The sequence below is a fragment of the Methylobacterium sp. 4-46 genome (assembly GCF_000019365.1).
GTDB lineage: Bacteria > Pseudomonadota > Alphaproteobacteria > Rhizobiales > Beijerinckiaceae > Methylobacterium.
This window is the reverse complement of record NC_010511.1, coordinates 6139464-6156126: the sequence shown is the minus strand read 5'-3', so window position 1 is coordinate 6156126 and position 16663 is coordinate 6139464. Positions and strand designations below refer to the sequence as shown.

Annotated in this window: 19 protein-coding genes; 12 read left to right on the top strand and 7 right to left on the bottom strand. The window is 64.7% G+C overall.

The genetic code is table 11. The annotated features are described in order from the left end of the window. The first annotated feature begins 37 nt into the window (after positions 1-37). From M446_RS27090 to M446_RS27080, 3 genes are read left to right on the top strand one after another with little or no spacing between them, the layout of a single operon-like run. On the top strand, positions 38-1399 hold the full coding sequence (locus M446_RS27090) for a CitMHS family transporter (protein WP_012335289.1): 1362 nt from the start codon (positions 38-40) through the stop codon (positions 1397-1399). Positions 1400-1415: 16 nt separating this feature from the next. After that, positions 1416-2753 (top strand): acyclic terpene utilization AtuA family protein, encoded by a 1338-nt coding sequence (locus M446_RS27085; RefSeq protein ID WP_012335288.1) that lies wholly within the window; start codon positions 1416-1418, stop codon positions 2751-2753. A gap of 19 nt (positions 2754-2772) precedes the next feature. Next, positions 2773-3084, top strand: coding sequence for a hypothetical protein (locus tag M446_RS27080; RefSeq protein WP_012335287.1), 312 nt, complete (start codon positions 2773-2775; stop codon positions 3082-3084). Between the two features lie 131 nt (positions 3085-3215). Here M446_RS27080 and M446_RS27075 read toward each other — a convergent pair whose 3' ends face one another. Further along, on the bottom strand, positions 3216-4814 hold the full coding sequence (locus M446_RS27075; RefSeq protein ID WP_265576440.1) for a winged helix-turn-helix domain-containing tetratricopeptide repeat protein: 1599 nt from the start codon (positions 4812-4814) through the stop codon (positions 3216-3218). A gap of 136 nt (positions 4815-4950) precedes the next feature. On the opposite strand from M446_RS27075, the gene M446_RS27070 reads away from it, so the two are divergent. Both M446_RS27070 and M446_RS27065 read left to right on the top strand, forming a co-directional pair. Then, on the top strand, positions 4951-5163 hold the full coding sequence (locus tag M446_RS27070; RefSeq protein ID WP_012335285.1) for a tautomerase family protein: 213 nt from the start codon (positions 4951-4953) through the stop codon (positions 5161-5163). A gap of 150 nt (positions 5164-5313) precedes the next feature. Next, a complete protein-coding gene (locus tag M446_RS27065) occupies positions 5314-5625 on the top strand; it encodes a hypothetical protein (RefSeq protein WP_012335284.1) in 312 nt (103 codons plus the stop codon). A 592-nt stretch (positions 5626-6217) separates the two neighbouring features. On the opposite strand, the gene M446_RS27060 is transcribed toward M446_RS27065, so the two are convergent. Then, complete coding sequence (locus tag M446_RS27060) at positions 6218-7279, bottom strand: dihydrodipicolinate synthase family protein (protein WP_012335283.1); 1062 nt, start codon at positions 7277-7279, stop codon at positions 6218-6220. A gap of 343 nt (positions 7280-7622) precedes the next feature. Here M446_RS27060 and M446_RS39215 point away from each other — a divergent pair, with 343 nt between their 5' ends. From M446_RS39215 to M446_RS37595, 3 genes are all read left to right on the top strand, one after another. Then, complete coding sequence (locus tag M446_RS39215; protein WP_322597463.1) at positions 7623-8051, top strand: dienelactone hydrolase family protein; 429 nt, start codon at positions 7623-7625, stop codon at positions 8049-8051. Positions 8052-8344: 293 nt separating this feature from the next. After that, the gene (locus tag M446_RS27050) at positions 8345-9073 is read left to right on the top strand and encodes a type 1 glutamine amidotransferase domain-containing protein (protein WP_012335282.1); all 729 of its coding nucleotides are present in this window, start codon (positions 8345-8347) and stop codon (positions 9071-9073) included. 8 nt (positions 9074-9081) lie between these two features. Continuing rightward, a complete protein-coding gene (locus M446_RS37595; protein ID WP_150108740.1) occupies positions 9082-9330 on the top strand; it encodes a hypothetical protein in 249 nt (82 codons plus the stop codon). An 8-nt stretch (positions 9331-9338) separates the two neighbouring features. On the opposite strand, the gene M446_RS27045 is transcribed toward M446_RS37595, so the two are convergent. Together M446_RS27045 and M446_RS27040 are read right to left on the bottom strand one after the other, a co-directional pair. Further along, positions 9339-9911: a PRC-barrel domain-containing protein gene (locus M446_RS27045; protein WP_012335281.1), complete on the bottom strand. Its 573-nt coding sequence runs from the start codon at positions 9909-9911 to the stop codon at positions 9339-9341. A 51-nt stretch (positions 9912-9962) separates the two neighbouring features. Beyond that, positions 9963-10487 carry a hypothetical protein gene (locus M446_RS27040; protein ID WP_012335280.1) on the bottom strand — a complete coding sequence of 175 codons (525 nt, stop codon included), beginning with the start codon at positions 10485-10487 and terminating at the stop codon, positions 9963-9965. A gap of 210 nt (positions 10488-10697) precedes the next feature. Here M446_RS27040 and M446_RS39210 point away from each other — a divergent pair, with 210 nt between their 5' ends. Further along, the gene (locus M446_RS39210; protein WP_265576439.1) at positions 10698-10829 is read left to right on the top strand and encodes a hypothetical protein; all 132 of its coding nucleotides are present in this window, start codon (positions 10698-10700) and stop codon (positions 10827-10829) included. Positions 10830-11362: 533 nt separating this feature from the next. On the opposite strand, the gene M446_RS27035 is transcribed toward M446_RS39210, so the two are convergent. Both M446_RS27035 and M446_RS27030 read right to left on the bottom strand, forming a co-directional pair. Further along, positions 11363-11737: a histidine kinase gene (locus M446_RS27035; RefSeq protein ID WP_012335279.1), complete on the bottom strand. Its 375-nt coding sequence runs from the start codon at positions 11735-11737 to the stop codon at positions 11363-11365. A 165-nt stretch (positions 11738-11902) separates the two neighbouring features. After that, positions 11903-13348, bottom strand: a complete 1446-nt coding sequence (locus tag M446_RS27030; RefSeq protein WP_265576438.1) for a sensor histidine kinase — start codon at positions 13346-13348, stop codon at positions 11903-11905. A gap of 122 nt (positions 13349-13470) precedes the next feature. Between M446_RS27030 and M446_RS27025 the strand changes: the two genes are divergently transcribed. The 3 genes from M446_RS27025 to M446_RS27015 all read left to right on the top strand — a co-directional run bounded on the left by M446_RS27025 (position 13471) and on the right by M446_RS27015 (position 15663). Continuing rightward, positions 13471-14631, top strand: coding sequence for an alpha/beta hydrolase (locus tag M446_RS27025; RefSeq protein ID WP_012335277.1), 1161 nt, complete (start codon positions 13471-13473; stop codon positions 14629-14631). Between the two features lie 376 nt (positions 14632-15007). Continuing rightward, entirely contained in the window at positions 15008-15298 is a 291-nt protein-coding gene (locus M446_RS27020) for a hypothetical protein (RefSeq protein WP_157182184.1), read from the top strand. Continuing rightward, complete coding sequence (locus tag M446_RS27015; RefSeq protein WP_012335276.1) at positions 15295-15663, top strand: IS3 family transposase; 369 nt, start codon at positions 15295-15297, stop codon at positions 15661-15663. The genes M446_RS27020 and M446_RS27015 overlap by 4 nt, the downstream gene beginning before the upstream one ends. A 12-nt stretch (positions 15664-15675) precedes the next feature. Here M446_RS27015 and M446_RS27010 read toward each other — a convergent pair whose 3' ends face one another. Further along, complete coding sequence (locus M446_RS27010) at positions 15676-16638, bottom strand: IS481-like element ISMtsp15 family transposase (protein WP_012333161.1); 963 nt, start codon at positions 16636-16638, stop codon at positions 15676-15678. Between the last annotated feature and the right edge of the window lie 25 nt (positions 16639-16663).

Sequence of the window (16663 nt, the reverse complement as noted above, 5' to 3'; positions counted from 1 at the left end):
GAGTCAAAGCGTGCCGCAAATCCTATGGGAGGAACGGATGCTGGCCCTGCTTGGCCTGTGCACGATCGCGCTGCTACTCGCCGTCATTCTCACCAAACGGATGTCGCCCCTCGTCGCGCTAATCGTCATCCCAGTCGCGGCCGCCCTGATCGGTGGCTTCGGGCTCGACACCGGCAAGTTCGTGCTCTCCGGCATCCAGAATCTCGCGGGCGTGGTCGGCATGTTCGTGTTCGCGATCCTGTTCTTCGGGATCGTCAGCGACGCCGGGATGCTCGACCCGATCATCGACCGCATCCTCGCCACCGTCGGCACGCGCCCGACCCGGATCGTGCCCGGCACGACGCTGCTCGCGCTGCTCATCCACCTCGACGGCTCGGGGGCGGTGACCTTCCTGATCACCATCCCGGCGATGCTGCCGCTCTACGACCGCGTCGGCATCGACCGGCGCATCCTCGCCTGCGCGGCCTCGCTGGCGGCGGGCGTGAACTTCCTGCCCTGGACCGGGCCGATGATCCGCGCCTCCGCGGCCCTGAAACTACCGATCCCGGAGATCTTCACACCGCTCGTCGCCGTGCAGGCGGTCGGTCTCGTGTTCATCTTCGCGGTCTCGTATTGGCTCGGCCTGCGCGAGGAGCGCCGCCTAGGTCTTGCGGGTGGCGCCTTGGCACTTGACCAACCGGTTCCCTCCACACTTGGCGCCGCGGCGACCGCCGCGCCCGACGCGGTCGGCGGGCCTGCGCGGACCCTGAGCGATGCCGAGCGGGCGCTGCGCCGTCCGGGCCGGTTCTGGGCAAACATCGTCCTGACCGCGATCGTCCTCGGAACGATGGTGTTCATGGCCGAGAAGGTGCCCCCGGCGCTGATGTTCATGCTCGGCACGGCCCTGGCGCTCGTGATCAACTACCCGAACGTCGATGCTCAGCGGCAGCGGATCGACGCCCACGCGAAGGCTGCGATCCTGATGGCCTCGATCCTCCTGGCGGCCGGTGTGTTCACCGGCGTCATGCAGGGCACTGGCATGCTCAAGGCGATGGCCCAGACGGCCGTGACCTTCGTGCCGCCGGAGATGGGTAGACACATTCCCTTTGCCCTCGGCCTCATCTCGATGCCGCTCTCGATGCTGTTCGACCCCGACTCGTTCTATTTCGGCGTTCTGCCCGTCGTGGCCGAGGTCGCCCACCAACTCGGCGTACCGCCGGTGCAGGTCGCTCAGGGCGCGCTACTCGGTCAGATGACGACCGGCTTCCCTGTCAGCCCGCTCACCCCCGCGACCTTCCTCGTCTGCGGCCTCACCGGCATCGATCTGGCCGACCACCAGAAGTTCACCTTCCCGTTCCTGCTCGCCGCCTCGGTGGTGATGACCTTCGCCTGCGTCCTGCTCGGCGTGTTCCCTCTCTGAAAGCGGAGACCGAACAATGAAAACCATCCACCTAGGCTCCGGCGCCGGCTACGCCGGCGACCGCATCGAGCCCGCGCTCGAACTCGCCGAGAAGGGCAACATCGACTACCTGGTGTTCGAGTGCTTGGCCGAGCGCACCATTGCGCTGGCGCAGCAGGCGAAGATGCGGAACCCGGACGGCGGCTACGATCCGCTGCTAGAGGCCCGCATGCGGGCAGTGCTGGCGCCGTGCCGGGAGCGCCGGATCCGCATCGTCACCAACATGGGCGCGGCAAACCCCGTCGCCGCCGCGAAGAAAACCCAGGCCATCGCCCGAGAGCTCGGCCTGAACGGGCTGAAGGTCGCCGCGGTCACGGGCGACGATCTGCTCGATGCGGTGCGCGCCGGCAATTTCACGCTCGAGGAAAGCGGCGAGCGAGTGGCAAACCTCGGCAACCGCGTCATCTCGGCCAACGCCTACCTCGGCGCGGTCCCCATCATCAACGGGCTGGCGGACGGCGCCGACGTGGTGATCACCGGCCGCGTTGGCGATCCAGCCCTGTTCCTCGCACCGCTCGTGCACGAGTTCGGCTGGGCGATGGACGACTGGGAACGCTTAGGGCGCGGCACCCTGGTCGGCCATCTCCTCGAATGCGCCGGACAGATCACCGGCGGCTACTTCGCTGATCCCGGTCAGAAGGACGTGCCTGGCCTAGCACGCCTCGGATTTCCGATCGGCATCGTCGGCGAGGACGGGACGGTGGAGATCACCAAGGTCGCGGGCTCGGGCGGGCAGATTACCCTCGCTACCTGCAAGGAGCAGATGCTCTACGAGGTGCATGATCCGGCCCGCTATCTCCAGCCAGACGTGGTCGGCGACTTCACCGGGGTCGAGATGGAGCAGGTAGGTCCCGACAGGGTGCGGGTGACCGGCGCGACAGGCGCGCCCGCTACCGGCTTGCTCAAGGTCTCCGTCGGCTACGTGGACTCCTACGTCGGCGAGGGGCAGATCTCCTACGCTGGGCCCGGCGCGCTGGCCCGCGGTCGGCTCGCCCGCGAAGTGGTGCGCGAACGGCTCGCGCTCACCGGTGTCCAGACGACCGAGTTGCGCTGCGACTTGATCGGCGTCGATGCCCTGCACGGAGACGCGCTCTCGGGCGGGCGCGAGCCTTACGAGGTCCGCCTGCGCGTCATAGGGCGGACCGAGAGCATGGCCGAGGCGGTGCGGATCGGCAACGAGGTCGAGACGCTCTACACCAATGGTCCTGCCGGCGGCGGCGGCGCCTGGAAGGCAGCCCGCGAGGTCGTGGCGGTACAGTCGGTGCTCGTGCCGGCCGAGCTCGCCCGCCCGGCCGTCCAGTTCGTTGAAGCCTGAAAAGCCGAGAGGTCAGACGATGAAACTGCGTGCGCTCGCCCACTCCCGCACGGGAGACAAGGGCAACACCTCGAACATCTCGGTCATCGCCTACGACCCGGCGGACTACGCCCGCCTCGAAGAGCACGTCACGCCCGAGCGCGTGAAGGAGCATTTTCGCGAGATCGTTACGGGCGAGGTCGTCCGCTACGCGCTTCCGAAGATTGGGGCGCTGAATTTCGTGTTGAAGGGGGCACTCGGCGGCGGCGTGACCCGTTCGCTGGCACTGGACGCACACGGCAAGGGTCTCAGCTCGGCGCTGCTCGACCTGGAAATTCCGGACCAGATCTGAACCGGTCGTGCCCGAGCCTTGCGCAGCGGAATAAGCTGCTCGGCGACGCTTGACCCGCTGAGTACGAGCAGATCGTCACCGACACACATCGAATGAGATATGACCCGTCGCGCATCAATGATCGGGAACATTCAACGGATATCGTTATCGTCCAGAGCCTTCGCCATGCGAAGACGGAGCGGTCCGTGTCGGAATGGAAACGAAGTGAAGAAATGCGCCTGAGAGATGTCGCCGCGGCGCCGCCGTACGTCAGCGCTCCAGACCGCCGCACGATCACGATCCTGGTTCAACGTATGGGCAATGACGGCGATGAGCGAGATCATCACGTGCGCGCCGGGTGACTGCGCCGCTCGATCGGCCCAGACGGCAGCTTGCCTGACATCGCCCTGGATCAGGCACGTCAGCGCCCGGGTCGCCAGCATAGCATAGAAGAAGGGATCAAGCGGGCTGAGAGACATCGCGATCTCGACGTTCTCCATGCCATTCAGATCCCGTTCGGAGATCGCATCGGCCCAGGCTCGCGCATAGAAACCCTGAGCGAAACTGGGACTGAGCACCGTCGACCGATCCAGCCAGGGAAAGCTCCGGTCGACGTCCCCCGTCAGCCAGAAGGACCGGCCCATCGTGAAGTTGGCGAACGGATCGAGCGGATCAAGGTCCACGCTGCGCTCCGCGAAGGCTCGCGCAGCCCTGGTATCGCCGGCCGGGTCGCCGGAATAGCGAAGAAACGCGCTCTGGAAATGTGTCGAGGACAGCCCGGCATTGGCTCGAGCGAAACCGGGGTCGAGGGCGAGAGCGCGCTCAAACAGGGCCGCCGCGGCGGCATTGTCCTCACGGGTAAATCGGTGGAGATGCCGCAGGCCCAGGTGATAAGCGGACCAGGCATTCAGGCAACTCGGTGCCGCAAGGCTCGCGAGAGCCGCTTCGTGGAGCGGAATCTGGAGTTCGAGGGCCGAGATGATGTTCGCCGCGATCCGAGCCCGCATCTCGTGAATGCCGTCGATCGGACCGGCAGTGCGGTCTGCCCAGAGCACCTCTCCGGTCCGCGTATCGGTGAGTTCGGCCGTGATCAGGACGCGGCTCGCCGCGGTCTCGACGACGCCGCTGAGGCAGTAGCTGGCGTTGAGCAAGTGTCCGATGCGGCAGGCGTCCGGATGTTCCGACCGGAACCGGAACGAGGAGCCGCGCGCAATGACGAACAGCCATCGCAACCGGGAGAGAGCGACGATGAGGTCATGAGCGAGAGCCTCGCCGAGGGCCGGATGAAGATCCGAGGCGGCAACGAGCTGGAATGGAAGAATGGCGATGGATGGCCTCGAATGCCCTGCCGGCCCTGGTCGCGTCTCGGCGGGGTCCAGGGCGCGCGCCGGCGGCAGCGATCGGTGTCCCTCTGTCGTCACGTCCGCGACGAAGCGAAAGCCCTGGCCGTGCAGGGTGCGAATGAGCCGCTGTTCCTTGCCGTCGTCGCCCAGTGCGCGTCGCGCCGACTTGACCCGGCTTGAGAGGGCGGAATCCGACACGATCCGGCCGCCCCACACCTTCGCGATGATCTCCTCCTTGGGCACCATACGGTCCCGGTTCTCCACCAGGAGCAGGAGCAGCCCGAAGACCTGCCGCTCGACAGGCACAATCAGCCCGTGACGGCGCAGCTCGACCCGGTCCGCATCGAGTTCGAACTCGTCGAACAGGTAGGGCATTGCCGGTCCTTCGTGGACGAGCGGATGCAGCATGCCGGTTCTACCACATCTCCACGATCTCTCCCCAATCCCTCCAGGTCTCCTCCCAGCGTCGCTACGGGCACCTGGATTAGAACATGCGGCCAGCACGCCCTGCGACGGTGCAGGACGGAGGCAGAGGAGAAGGATCATGCCGCTCGTCGACATTCAGCTCATCGAAGGCGTGTTCACGGAAGAGCAGAAGGCGGGGATGATCGAGAAGGTCACCGACGCCATGGTCGAGATCGAAGGCGAGGCCATGCGTGGCGTGACCTGGGTGCGGGTCCAGGAGTTCCGGAGTGGAGCCTGGGGCATAGGCGGCAAGGGCCTCACCACCCAGGCCGTCAAGGCTCTGAGATCGTAATCGACTAAGGTCCGGATCCATTCGGTCCGGCGGTCTGAGGGCACCTCGCCGCCGGTCCGTCGGCTGGCACGCGCGTGCGGGCACGACACTCCGTCGTATCGAGGCGGCCTTCAGGCACCTTCGCAGCTAACGCTCCTCGCTGTTCTCGCCATGAATGCGCTGACGAACCGCTCCTCGGAGCGTGCCGCGATCGACGGCTATGCCGAAGAGAGCCGCCGACTTCTGGACATGGCGCGGCAACGCCTGTCGCGGTGCGAGCGTGGCGAGGTGCGCGAAGGCGCGGCGCTGACGATTGCGGAGATCGTGGAGGCGATGACGCGCATCGACGCCCTGATCCAGGCCCGCCGTGCGCGCCTGATCCAGGCTGAGGTTCCGGCCTCGACTGTCAGTCCGGGTCGGGAGCGCCGCCGCTGGTGGCCGATCATGGCTCTCGGTCGAGCATGGCGGGTGCTGCCGAGCTGAGATCAGCACCGGGCCGCTGGTCGCGAGTTTGATCTCAGTCCGCTCACACCTCAGGCCGGCTTCGGGGGCTGAGGATCAGCCTGTCCTCGCGGAGCGCAGCCAGAGCATTTTCCGGCGAAGCGGACGCCGGTTCGCCGCGGAAAATGCCGCAAAACCAGAGGCCTAGAGCAAGAGCCGATTGCAACGCGATCGGTTCTTGCTCTCGCTGCGCCCAAGGCGAAATCATGACCCATAGCGGCCCCTCGCGGCGGATGTCGGGAATGACCGGTTGCGTGGGTTTTCCGGGCGTTTGATGTCCGGACGCGCTTCTCTCATCTCCGCCGGCACGCCGTCCTCCCGCATCAGGCGAGTCAGCGGGCGCGGCTACCCTGGCCGTGAAGAATCGGTCTCATTGTTTACATGCCAGCCGACGAGTAGAGCGCAAAAGAGTGTGGCTCGCCTGGCTCTAGAGCATTTTCCGACGAAGTGGATGCCGGTTCGTCGCAGAAAATGCGGCAAGATCAAAGACCTAGAGCAGCACCCGATTGCAACGTGATCGGGTGCTGCTCTAGATGAAAGCGGGTGGCCTACTTTCAACGCGGATCTACTCAGCTCAGCTCTCCAGGTAACCTCGTACGGGCAGGAGCCCATGACGGGAAAGGGATTCCATAACTGTCCTCAAAACCGAGTGAGGAAGATGCCCCCCCGCATAGAGCCTCGGCGGCGATGCTTGGAGCGCGTCGCGGCCATAGGCCATGATATGAGCAATGGCCTTATTCGCGTTCGTGAATGCATTGCCCTGCCGCACTTCGATAACGGCCCTAAAAGCGTCGGCAACCGCCGCCGATATGGACGCCGAGCACTGCTCAGCTTCTGTGAAGCGGCCTTGCTGGAGATGCTCGAGCACCGTCGCGAGCTGGGCCGGGAAGGCGTTGGCAGTGCTGAGCAGGAAGCCATCGTACACGCCGCCGTGCGCTTTGCTCCATTGAGCATAGTCGCCTTCGGCGCCCCGCAGGAGCGTCACCCCAGCGGGCATCCGGCCTGACAGCGCAACCTCATCGGTGCCGCTGCTGTCCTTGAACAGCAGCAGGTTCGGGAAGCGCTCCGCCAGCCCAGCGACCAGTGCCGGCGTCATGGTGTTCCCGGTCACTTGCGGCAGCTGGTAAAGAGCGATTGGCAGACCACGCTCAAACACAGGCGCGAGTGCCGCGCCGATCGCGTCTTGCGAGAGGGGCGGGTCGGAGGTCGGCGGTGCGACTGTGAGCCCGCGGACGTGACTTGCCGCCAAGGCGTCGGCGACCGAATCTGTCCCGGCACGCCGGCAAAGATAATCCAGAACTTTGTCGATCAGAGCAAGCATGGCATCCGTCGTTGGGCGCAGAACACCAACAAGGAGATCCAGGCCATGTTGAGCAGCGAAGGGAAGCACAACTTCCAGTGCCGCGAGCGCCTCCGCATCATTCATTTCCCACGCATCACCGGTTGAGCCAGGTACGAGATAGCCCTTCACGTGAGGTGTCATAAAAGCCAAATGCGCGAGTTGGCGGTCGCGATCGATGCGTCCCGCTTCATCGTAGAACACGAGTGTCGGCGACCAGAGCATCGGAACGCCAGCTGGGAAGAGCAGACCCGTGAGCGTCGTGCGGTCGGTCGGGAGGTCATGAACTACAGGCATGGTTGCCGCTCCTCGCTCACCACCGCTTGAGCCGCGGGGCCAACCTGCGCCCCCGAAGCAGCTCACTCCCCCTGTCAACTGACCAGAGGATCAGAGCCCATCGTCGTCAGAGGCGATAACGCGCCGAACGAGGCGAAGCTCCTCCAGGATTTGCTCGCGCGAGGAGCCCTGGGCGGCCTCGGTCGAAGGTCCGGACGTGGCGCGCAGGCGAATATTCCGAATGCGTATGGGTTGACGATGCCCATTGAACGGCACCGCTCCGGTGGCCGATGGCACATCATATGGGTAGAGGGAGTGTTGAGCTTCACGAGCGGCGCTACGCACATCGAGGTAGAATGGTTCGCTGCTCAATCGGGACACGTTAAGAGGGGAGGAGATAGCCAGAAACGCACCCGCTGTTCTGCTCCTGCACGGCGCAGACGGCCTGACTTTCGCAGATGGATCTCGTTTGGCCGCACGCACCATCGCGGCTTCCGGCTCTCACGTCGCCTTCGTCTACTACCTCGATCGCACGGGCGATCGGCGGGTCGCCTCCGCACGAATGCGGCAGAACTTCTCCCTCTGGGCGGCCACCGTGCGGGACGCTGTGGACTGGCTGGTGAAGCAACCCGGTGTGGACGCGAACCGTCTCGGCATCGTGGGCATCTCGCTGGGTGCAGCTCTCGCCTTCGAGACGGCCGCGGCCGATGGGCGCGCGAAGGCCATCGTCGACTGCTTCGGGCCCTGCCGAAACAGCTCGCCGCGCACCGGCCGCGGCTCCCGCCCAGGTTGATTCTGCACGGAGTCATGGATCCAATCGTACCGGTGTCGCGGGCTTACGCGATCGAACGCCTGCTCAAGGAGCAGGGGACGTCTTACGAGACCAAGGTCAATCCAGGCCAGGGGCGTGGCCTCACGGTGCGGCCCAGGTTGATGTGGCCGCTCGGGTGGCGAGCTTCCTGGACCGGTGACTTCGCTCGAACTGAGCTGCCATGCTCGTTCGCCGTGGCTTGATCTTCGAGGAGAGCGGTGCGAACAGGCAGGGCCGGTTGGGGTTGAAATGGCAGCACGATCGGGAGATCAGCCATGCTAGGCAACAAGGTGCTGGTCGTCGCCACCTCGCATGCGGAGCTCGGCTCAAGCGGCCATCGCACCGGCGTGTGGCTGGAGGAGCTCGCCACCCCCTACTACGTCCTGCAGGACGGTGGTGCCGACATCACGCTGGTGTCGATCCGTGGCGGCGAGATCCCCTTCGACCCCCGCAGCGTACCGGCCGAGGCCGGCCGGGGACCCGGTGACAAACCCGCCGACCAGCAGGAGGTACCGGCGTCGGTCCGGCGCTTCCTCGCGGATGAGCGAGCCCGAGCGGTAGCGAAGAACTCTCCGGCTCTGACGAGCGTGGATCCGCAGGCGTTCGATGCCGTGTTCCTACCGGGTGGACACGGACCGATGTGGGATGCGGCCAACGATGACACGCTCGCGCGGATCATCGGCTCCATGATCGATGCCGGCAAATTCGTTGCGGCGGTCTGCCATGGCCCTGCGGGCCTCGTGCGCGCTAAGCGTCGAGACGGGCACCCCATCGTCGAGGGCCGTAGAGTGAGCGCCTTCACCAACACGGAAGAGGAGGCAGTCGGATTGACCAAGGTTGTTCCTTTTCTGCTGGAGGACCGGCTGAAGGAGCTCGGCGGCAAGTTCGAGCGTGGTCCGGACTGGCAGCCCTATGCGGTGCGGGACGGCAACCTGATCACGGGCCAGAACCCGCAATCCTCGGATCTCGTCGGCCGCCACGTGCTCCAAGCTCTGTCGCTCTGAGCCAAGTCGTGTCGGCCCAGTTCAAGATCTCCCTGAGGCATGTTCAAGATTATCAATTCCTCGTCGAGTTCGACGAGTCGCTGCCTTCTCTCCTGACCGACGAACCTGATCCGATCGGGGCGGGAGCAGGACCATGCCCCGAGCAGATGCCGGCGACCTCTGTGGCCAAACGCCTTGGCGGCAGCTTGGTCTTTGCGCTCGGGCCGTGCCGGCAGAAAGACTGGGATGAGGGCCAGTTCTTAGCCTCAAGCAAATGATTGCGCCATCAACCGGCCCGTTGAGCGACACTGTTCCAGTACTTTCTTAGCTGCTCTTCTCGCTCGGGGCCCGGCCAGACTCGGTCTTCACTGTAGAAGGCCGGCGCGCCTTCGACCTGATTTTCCGTGATGTCCGTATGGTAGCCCTCAAGTTCTTTATCATAGGTCAATATTCCCCACGGGATCGTGAGATGATGGACGCCCAGACCCATAAATCCCCCGAACGTCACATCCACATAGAGGACGCGCCCGCTCACCTTCTCGATCAACAGCCGCTGGATTGTGCCAATCTGATGATTATCCCGGTTGAACACAGCCGTCCCTTCGACGCGATCACTCTCGATAATGGGCTTCAACGAACCGGATTGATCGACGGGACCCCACAGGTAATAGCCACTCTCTAAGATGCCGCCGGCCACCACCGCTCGGCTCACGTCTTGGGTCCACGCCTCATCAGGGCCTAGCTGCAGGAGGCGGGTCCACGGACCATGTTGGGCGGGCAGTCTCTCGCCTGTGGGATCGTAGGTGTACCCGCGCAAGTCGGGGGAGCTTGCAGCTTGGAAGACGTAATACGTTCTCATGAACGCCTCCCTTTGTTCCTGTCGCCAGTGGTGCGGCATCCCTACACAAGGTCAGACGACTTCAGCTTCGATCCCGAGCCATTCCTTGATCTTGCCCATCATGGTCCGGTCTGGCGTTGCCGGTTCAGGAATGCGTTTGGCCTGATCCAGCCTTTCGCTCACCTCGTCCCCGCTCGGAAGGATGGCCTGACGGCCAATGGCCAGGGCCCCTTCGAGCACCGTCAGCCCTTCCTCGAAGCTCAACGGCGCCCTGTACGTGCGCGCATTGATGTAGTTCTGGCGCAAGCGTTCCACCTCGGGTGTGTCCGCGCAGGCTAGGCGGGTGACGAACGGCAGCAACCGTTGGCGTTGCACGTCGTCCGCTTCGTCATTGAGCAGCATCGCGAGGCGGCAGATGGGCCGCGAGAAGCACCGCGGCATCATATCGACCCGCCACACCGACTGGTACGGAAACCCGGCCGCGACGATGGCGGCTTCGTTGATGCAGGTGCCGCCGTCCGGTCCTGGAAACTGGTGGGACCCGGCCTTGAGCCTCCAATTCAGGATGTAATCGAACCGCGTCATGGCTACCTCCATGCCGCCCCCTCAGCAATCTTGGGCGCCGCGGCGCGCCGTCAATGCGGGATCAACCAGCCCGGAGCCTGGTTGGCCTGCTTCTACGGTCGGTGACCCCTGGCTGGTGAGGAGTGTAGCAGTCCTGATACGTCAACTGATTGCTCTCCCATCGAGGGAACCGCCGAGGCTCCGGCTCGTTGTAAGGCCAAATCACGTCCTACGGAGCATAAGATGTCGCGGCTTGATGAGCGAGCGGCAGCTAGCATATTGCCGCTGCCGTCGATCGGCAAAGCCCTCATCGGGTTTGCAGCATCCACAACAGGCCTGATACTCGCGATGCTGATGCTCGGCGGCATTGCATGACGACTTGCTAGGATAGCCGTCGATGAGCCGGATTTCTTTGATTTTTTCTGTTCGATCATTTCAGCTTCGACCAAGTGAGCACTTAACCTCCGTCGGCTGAGATGGAGGAGTCCTGATGCTGATCAAGGTGCGGTCTCGGCACGCGCATAATATGCTGACGACGAGCGTGCCGCCTGGCACACCGACTGGCTGGTCCTGTTGCTCCGATGATGACGCGAACGCTGGCCATCGCTGGAGCACTCATTGCAACTCTGAGTGCTGCCGAAGAGAATCCTTCGCGGTGCGTGGTTCTCGACAGCGCGGATCTGCTCAATCTGTGCTTGTCGCTCGAACACGAGGACCCGTCTTACTGTCAGAAGATCCATGACCTCGACATGCGCAGATGGTGTCGGACCCAGTTGGGAAATACAGATTTCGAGGAAGAGGAGCCGGATCTGGAGGCTGTGCCCAGTCGGCCAAGGCGTTCCGCTCGACCCGGACGAAAATAGTTGGCTCCGTTATGTTCAGTCGCACCAAATGGACGGGGCTATGCCCTACTCATCCTTGAGCAGTGCGGTCAGGCCGGCGAGAACAACTTCGACAGGTGCCGGCTTCCTGATCCAGGGGACGCGCTGAAACACGACCGGCAGTGTCGCCGTGTGGTCATAGCCGCTATAGACCAGGAACGGGATTCCGCGGCTCTCAAGATCGCGCGCGAGCGCCTCGCACGGCCCATCCGCGAGCGCGTTGTCGAGAACCGCAGCAACCGGCTCGTTGGCCCGCAGCCACTCTTCGGCTTGAGAACAGGTCGGGAATGGGCCGGCAACCGTGAAGCCACGCAGCACCAACTGATCGGCAAGCTCAATGCCGATGAGAGCCTCGTCCTCGGCGATGAGGATGCAACCGCGCGGACCGCGTTCACCGGCCATGCCACTCTCGGGCCATGCCACTCCTGTCGCCTCACGGCCGACCTCGATCTGCGTGGACGGGAATGACGCGCCACACGCCGCAAGCGGCGATGAGCCTCCCGACCAGATACAGTTTAGCTCAAGCCGCTGCCGCGGGCGAGTTCGTCGATGGCGAGCGTGGGGTACTCAGTATTCCGGAACCAGCCGCGCTTCCACGAGTGGGGCTGTCACGCTGATCCAAAATCCTTCGGGCCGATGTTCGGTGTTCACCTCCGCCCCGCACTGGGCCTCCAGCATCTTCTGGATCTTCGTGCCCACGCCAGCCCGGAACGGCGGCTTCGCACGATGGCTGCCGTGCTCGGACCACACGAGGTGTAACAGCCGCTTCCCGTCTTGCCTGACGAGGCCCCACTGCACCTTGACCCTCCCGCCGGCAGAAGAGAGCGCCCCGTGGCGTTCAGCGTTCGACCTGAGTTCGTGAAGGGCCATGCCAAGCGGCACGGCGAGGTCCGCAGCAAGATCGAGTTCAGGGCCGTCCAGCACCACGCGGCCGGTGTCATGGCTGAGGTGCCATTCGAACTCGTGCGCGAGAAGGTCGTCGAGGCGTACGGTTTGCCAGTAGTCGTCGGACAGGAGCGCCTGCGTTCTCGCCAGGGAGGCGATCCGGTCGGAGAAGGCGCGGTATAACTCATCGACGCTGCCGCTCGCGCGCGCGGTGACGCCGAACAGGGCCTGGAGTACGGCGAGATTGTTGCGGGTGCGATGGTGCAGCTCGCGGACGAGCAGGTGCTGGCGCGCCTCGCTCTGACGCACAATCGACAGCGCCTCGTCGCGCTCAGTCACGGCCCGGCGCAGCTCAAGCTGGCTCGTCACTTGCCGGGCGAAGACCATCAGAGCCGATGCCTGCTCACGGCTCAGCCCTGCTCGCGGGTTGCGGTCAAGCACACAGAGGCTGCCGAGCGGCAGGCCGTCCGGCGTTTCCAGCCGCGCTCCCGCGTAGAAGCGCAGGTACGGAAAGCTCGCGATCAAGGGGTTGGCTGCGAACCTCGGGTCTAAGCTCATGTCCGGCACGACGGTGAGCCCGGGCGTGAGGACAGTCGTGGCGCAGACTGACACATCGATCGGCGTCTCTCGGATGCCCAGGCCCACCTCGGCCTTGAACCATTGACGGCGGTCCTCGACGAGGCTGATGGCGGCCACCGGCGTTCGGCAGATCTGGGCCGCTAGCTGAACGACCTCGTCGAAGTCGTCTTCTCTGGGTGTATCGAGAACTCGGTAGGCGCGCAGAGCCGCCAGCCGTTTCTCCTCCCATGCTGGACTTTCACACGCGTCCGTCACGCACCACACCCTCACCATCGGATACGGGTCAACAACACAGGATAATCCCGGGTTCAATCGCAGGAGGCCTGGTTGGGGCGCGTTGCTACTTGTCTGGCGCTCGCAGCGGGCCGTCAAGCTGCACTCGAGACGCGCGGGCGCCAGCGCACTGGCAGAGAAACGATCGCCGCTTTCGAGAGGTCCGCTGTCGAGTGTCGAGCGGCCAATCCGGCGACCCTGATCGAAGCTCTGGAAGTCGCGCATCCCTACCGTTCGCTCTGCGCCAGAGCGGCAGGCATGCGCCAGCTCCGCCATCTAACAACCCTCCGGACCACCCTGCTCCACCCGCTCACCACCTCCACGCAACACGCACGCGTCCGCTCTCAACCGCCATGCTAGCCTTCGGCAGGCGCAGGAGACGCTGATGGGAGGAAACCATGCTTCGGGCTTCTACGGCTTGCGCCCTCGCGCTGGCCTGCTTGTTCCCCGCCGCGGCCGCGGATCGCGATCCCGGCACCCACGCCGCGTTCAAGCCAGCCCAGCAGGAGGGTTACTTCTTCGTGGGTGGCCGCTACCAGACGGTCCAAGGGAAGGAGATCGCCGTCGGCCACATGTTCGTGCAGTACCACGCTCCGGTGCAGGTCACGCAGCCTTACCCCGTGGTGATGGTGCATGGAACCGCGCAGACCGGGATCAACTTCCTGGGCACCCCCGATGGTCGGCCGGGCTGGGTTGATCGCTTCGTCGAGCGTGGCTTTGCCGTCTACGTGGTCGATCAGGTCGGTCGCGGGCGATCCGGCGACAATCCCGAGGTCTATGGCCCCTACGCCCGGCTCACTACGGGCGATCTGGAGAGCATTTTCACCGGCCAGGAGAACTTCGGCCTCTTTCCGCAGGCGAAGCTGCACACCCAGTGGCCTGGAGGTCCGGGCGTGAAAGGCAACGCCGCGTTCGACCAATTCTATCTCTCCCAAGTGCCCTTCATCGCGAGCGCGTTGAAGAGCGAGGAACTCGTCGATCCCGCGCTCATCGCTCTCTTGGAGAAGATCGGCCCGTCAGTTCTGCTCACCCACTCGCAGGCAGGTGTTTTTGGATGGGCCGTGTCGGACCAGCGGCCGGATCTTGTGAAGGCGCATGTGGCGGTCGAGCCGAATGGTCCGACGTTCTTCGATATCCGGTTCAAGGGCGGTGACGACTGGTACGAGAAAGTCGGCGACGCTCGGGCTCGGCCGTACGGCATCACGCGCGTGCCGCTGCATTTCGATCCGGCGGTCAACTCGCCCACGGATCTCACGATCGCTCAGGCGGAGAAGCCGCTGCGGCCAGGTCAGATCCGGTGCTGGTTGCAGGCCGAGCCAGCGCGCAAGCTGCCGAACCTCGCGAAAGTTCCCGCTGTGATCGTCACCGGAGAGGCATCGTTTCGAGCAACAATGGACGATTGTACCGGGGCTTTCCTCGAACAGGCTGGCGCGAAGCCGGATCGGCTCGCGCTGGCCGAGCACGGCATCCGAGGCAATGGACACATGATGATGCTGGAATCAAACAATCTGGAGGTTGCGGACGCGATCGTCGGGTGGGTCACCGGAAAGCTGCACTGAGCTTGACGAGGTCGCGGCTGGGCCGTGTCGACGCGACTTGGCCAGCCGCCTCGGGATCTCGGCGGCGATGCCGGCTGCAGGAAGGTCTCGGAGGCGGTCTGTCGCACGACGCGATGAAGCTGCGCGGATGATCGGCCGTCCAGTATCAATCTAGAAGCGCGGCCAGCGAGGCTCGCACAAGATTAAGAGACCCTAACACAACCCACCTTCGCTCCCACCAAGTGGTTTAAATTTCACGAGCGAAGGCGGTTCAGATAGATGCTCTAAGAGTTAGTGGGATTGCCCCGGATCGGTGGACACCGAGAGCGCTTTCGCGTGAGGTGTGTTTGCCATGCCGAGACCCCGTCCCCCGTACCCGGCGGAGTTCCGCCGCGAGATGGTCGAGTTGGTCCGCGCCGGGCGCGATCCGACCGACCTCGCCCGTGAGTTCGAGCCGTCGGCCCAGGCCATCCGCACCTGGGTGGCCGAGGCCGACCAGCAGGAGGGACGCCGAGAGGCGAAGCCTGCTGCTACTGAGGCCGCGCTGTCGGCGAACGAGCGCGAGGAGTTGCTTCGGCTGCGGCGCGAGAACCGTCAGTTGAAGCTGGAGCGCGACATCCTCTCTCGCGCGACAGCCTGGTTTGCGCGCGAGACCGGAGGTCTGCCGTTTGGATCTTCCGGTTCATGAGCGAGAACCAGGCGCACTTCCCGATTGCCGTCATGGCGCGCGTGCTGGGCGTCTCGAAGGCCGGGGACTACGCCTGGGTCGGCCGACCCCTCTCGGCGCGGGCTCAGGCGGACGAGGTGCTGCTCCGGCGCATCCGCACGATCCACCTGGGCTCGCGTCAGACCTACGGCTCGCCGCGGGTCCAGGCGGAGTTGCGTGACCAGGGCGAGGCTCACAGCCGCAAGCGGATTGCGCGGCTGATGCGCGAGGCGGGTCTCGTCGGGGCGTGCCATCGCCGCGGCGGACCCATGACGACGCGGCGCGATCAGGAGGCCAGACCAGCTCCGGACCTGGTCGACCGCAGCTGTGCGGCCGATGAACTGTAGGGTCTGGGGAGATCATTTCACCGCGGCCAAGGCCTGATCGATGCGGTAGTCCGGATGACGGATGCGCGCTTTAGCGGGGTCGAAGAGGGCTTCCACCTCTTCTCGGAGCGGCGTCTGGTCCGAGCGTTCAGCCACCCGGTCGATGGGAGATGCGCCATCAAGCGCCGAATGGGGGCGGCTCCAGTTCCAGTGATGCTGCCACTCGGCCACGCGGTCGGCGATGTCCGCGGATTTCGGATCCACAGTGGTCCAGAACTCCTCAAGAGCGGCGCGATGGCTGCGCTCGACCTTGCCATTCAGATGGGGCGATCGTGGCGGGATCGGGCGGAACTTGATGCCCCAGTCGATCAGCCGCTGCTGCACAGCCTCGGCAAAGAATTCGCGTCCGCGGTCGGTCTGGATCCGCTGAATGGCAAACGGCATCTCCTCGATCACGCGGTCGAGAAAATCGAGAGTGTTCGCGGCGGTCCGGCGTGGATAGATCCCCAACACGGCGTAGCGCGAGCAGTCATCTATGGCGGTGTACTGGTACACACCCGGGCAGATTTTGCAGGCGTCCATCTGCACCCGATCGCCCGGCACGGGTCGACTATAGCGGAGCTTCCCTCTGACGCGCCGCCGCGGTCGCTTGAGCACTTGCTCGCCGTGACGGACGAGCACGCGATGGATGGTGTCGAGCGACAGCGTCAGATCGTGCTGACGGACGAGCTCATTGCGGAGCTGCTTGATCCCGAGCTTGCGGTCGCGTCGGAGGCTGAGGATCAGCGTCTCGTGCTCTGCAAACACCTTCTGAGCTGCCAAGCGTCGCGGACGGCGGCTGTGTTCCACCAGCCCAGCTGGACCAGCGGCCTGATACCTCCGCCACCACTTGCGCAACGTCGGGCGTGAGATGCCGCAGCGGCGGCAAACGAGGCCGGCGTCGCCGGTCTGGGCATAGAGTTCAATCCATCCCAGACGCGCCTTCGTCAGATCCATGGCCGTGTCTCGCGTTGGCTGGGGA

What these genes read in the sequence shown, in the direction of transcription:
- M446_RS27040 (WP_012335280.1), bottom strand. Translation starts at nt 10,487, where the DNA reads ATGGAGGTAGCCATGACGCGGTTCGATTACATCCTGAATTGGAGGCTC.
- M446_RS27075 (WP_265576440.1), bottom strand. Translation starts at nt 4,814, where the DNA reads ATGCTGCATCCGCTCGTCCACGAAGGACCGGCAATGCCCTACCTGTTC.
- M446_RS27070 (WP_012335285.1), top strand. Translation starts at nt 4,951, where the DNA reads ATGCCGCTCGTCGACATTCAGCTCATCGAAGGCGTGTTCACGGAAGAG.
- M446_RS39210 (WP_265576439.1), top strand. Translation starts at nt 10,698, where the DNA reads ATGTCGCGGCTTGATGAGCGAGCGGCAGCTAGCATATTGCCGCTGCCG.
- M446_RS27045 (WP_012335281.1), bottom strand. Translation starts at nt 9,911, where the DNA reads ATGAGAACGTATTACGTCTTCCAAGCTGCAAGCTCCCCCGACTTGCGC.
- M446_RS27025 (WP_012335277.1), top strand. Translation starts at nt 13,471, where the DNA reads ATGCTTCGGGCTTCTACGGCTTGCGCCCTCGCGCTGGCCTGCTTGTTC.
- M446_RS27020 (WP_157182184.1), top strand. Translation starts at nt 15,008, where the DNA reads ATGGTCGAGTTGGTCCGCGCCGGGCGCGATCCGACCGACCTCGCCCGT.
- M446_RS27060 (WP_012335283.1), bottom strand. Translation starts at nt 7,279, where the DNA reads ATGCCTGTAGTTCATGACCTCCCGACCGACCGCACGACGCTCACGGGT.
- M446_RS27010 (WP_012333161.1), bottom strand. Translation starts at nt 16,638, where the DNA reads ATGGATCTGACGAAGGCGCGTCTGGGATGGATTGAACTCTATGCCCAG.
- M446_RS27050 (WP_012335282.1), top strand. Translation starts at nt 8,345, where the DNA reads ATGCTAGGCAACAAGGTGCTGGTCGTCGCCACCTCGCATGCGGAGCTC.
- M446_RS27080 (WP_012335287.1), top strand. Translation starts at nt 2,773, where the DNA reads ATGAAACTGCGTGCGCTCGCCCACTCCCGCACGGGAGACAAGGGCAAC.
- M446_RS27085 (WP_012335288.1), top strand. Translation starts at nt 1,416, where the DNA reads ATGAAAACCATCCACCTAGGCTCCGGCGCCGGCTACGCCGGCGACCGC.
- M446_RS27030 (WP_265576438.1), bottom strand. Translation starts at nt 13,348, where the DNA reads ATGGCGGAGCTGGCGCATGCCTGCCGCTCTGGCGCAGAGCGAACGGTA.
- M446_RS27065 (WP_012335284.1), top strand. Translation starts at nt 5,314, where the DNA reads ATGAATGCGCTGACGAACCGCTCCTCGGAGCGTGCCGCGATCGACGGC.
- M446_RS27015 (WP_012335276.1), top strand. Translation starts at nt 15,295, where the DNA reads ATGAGCGAGAACCAGGCGCACTTCCCGATTGCCGTCATGGCGCGCGTG.
- M446_RS27035 (WP_012335279.1), bottom strand. Translation starts at nt 11,737, where the DNA reads ATGGCCGGTGAACGCGGTCCGCGCGGTTGCATCCTCATCGCCGAGGAC.
- M446_RS27090 (WP_012335289.1), top strand. Translation starts at nt 38, where the DNA reads ATGCTGGCCCTGCTTGGCCTGTGCACGATCGCGCTGCTACTCGCCGTC.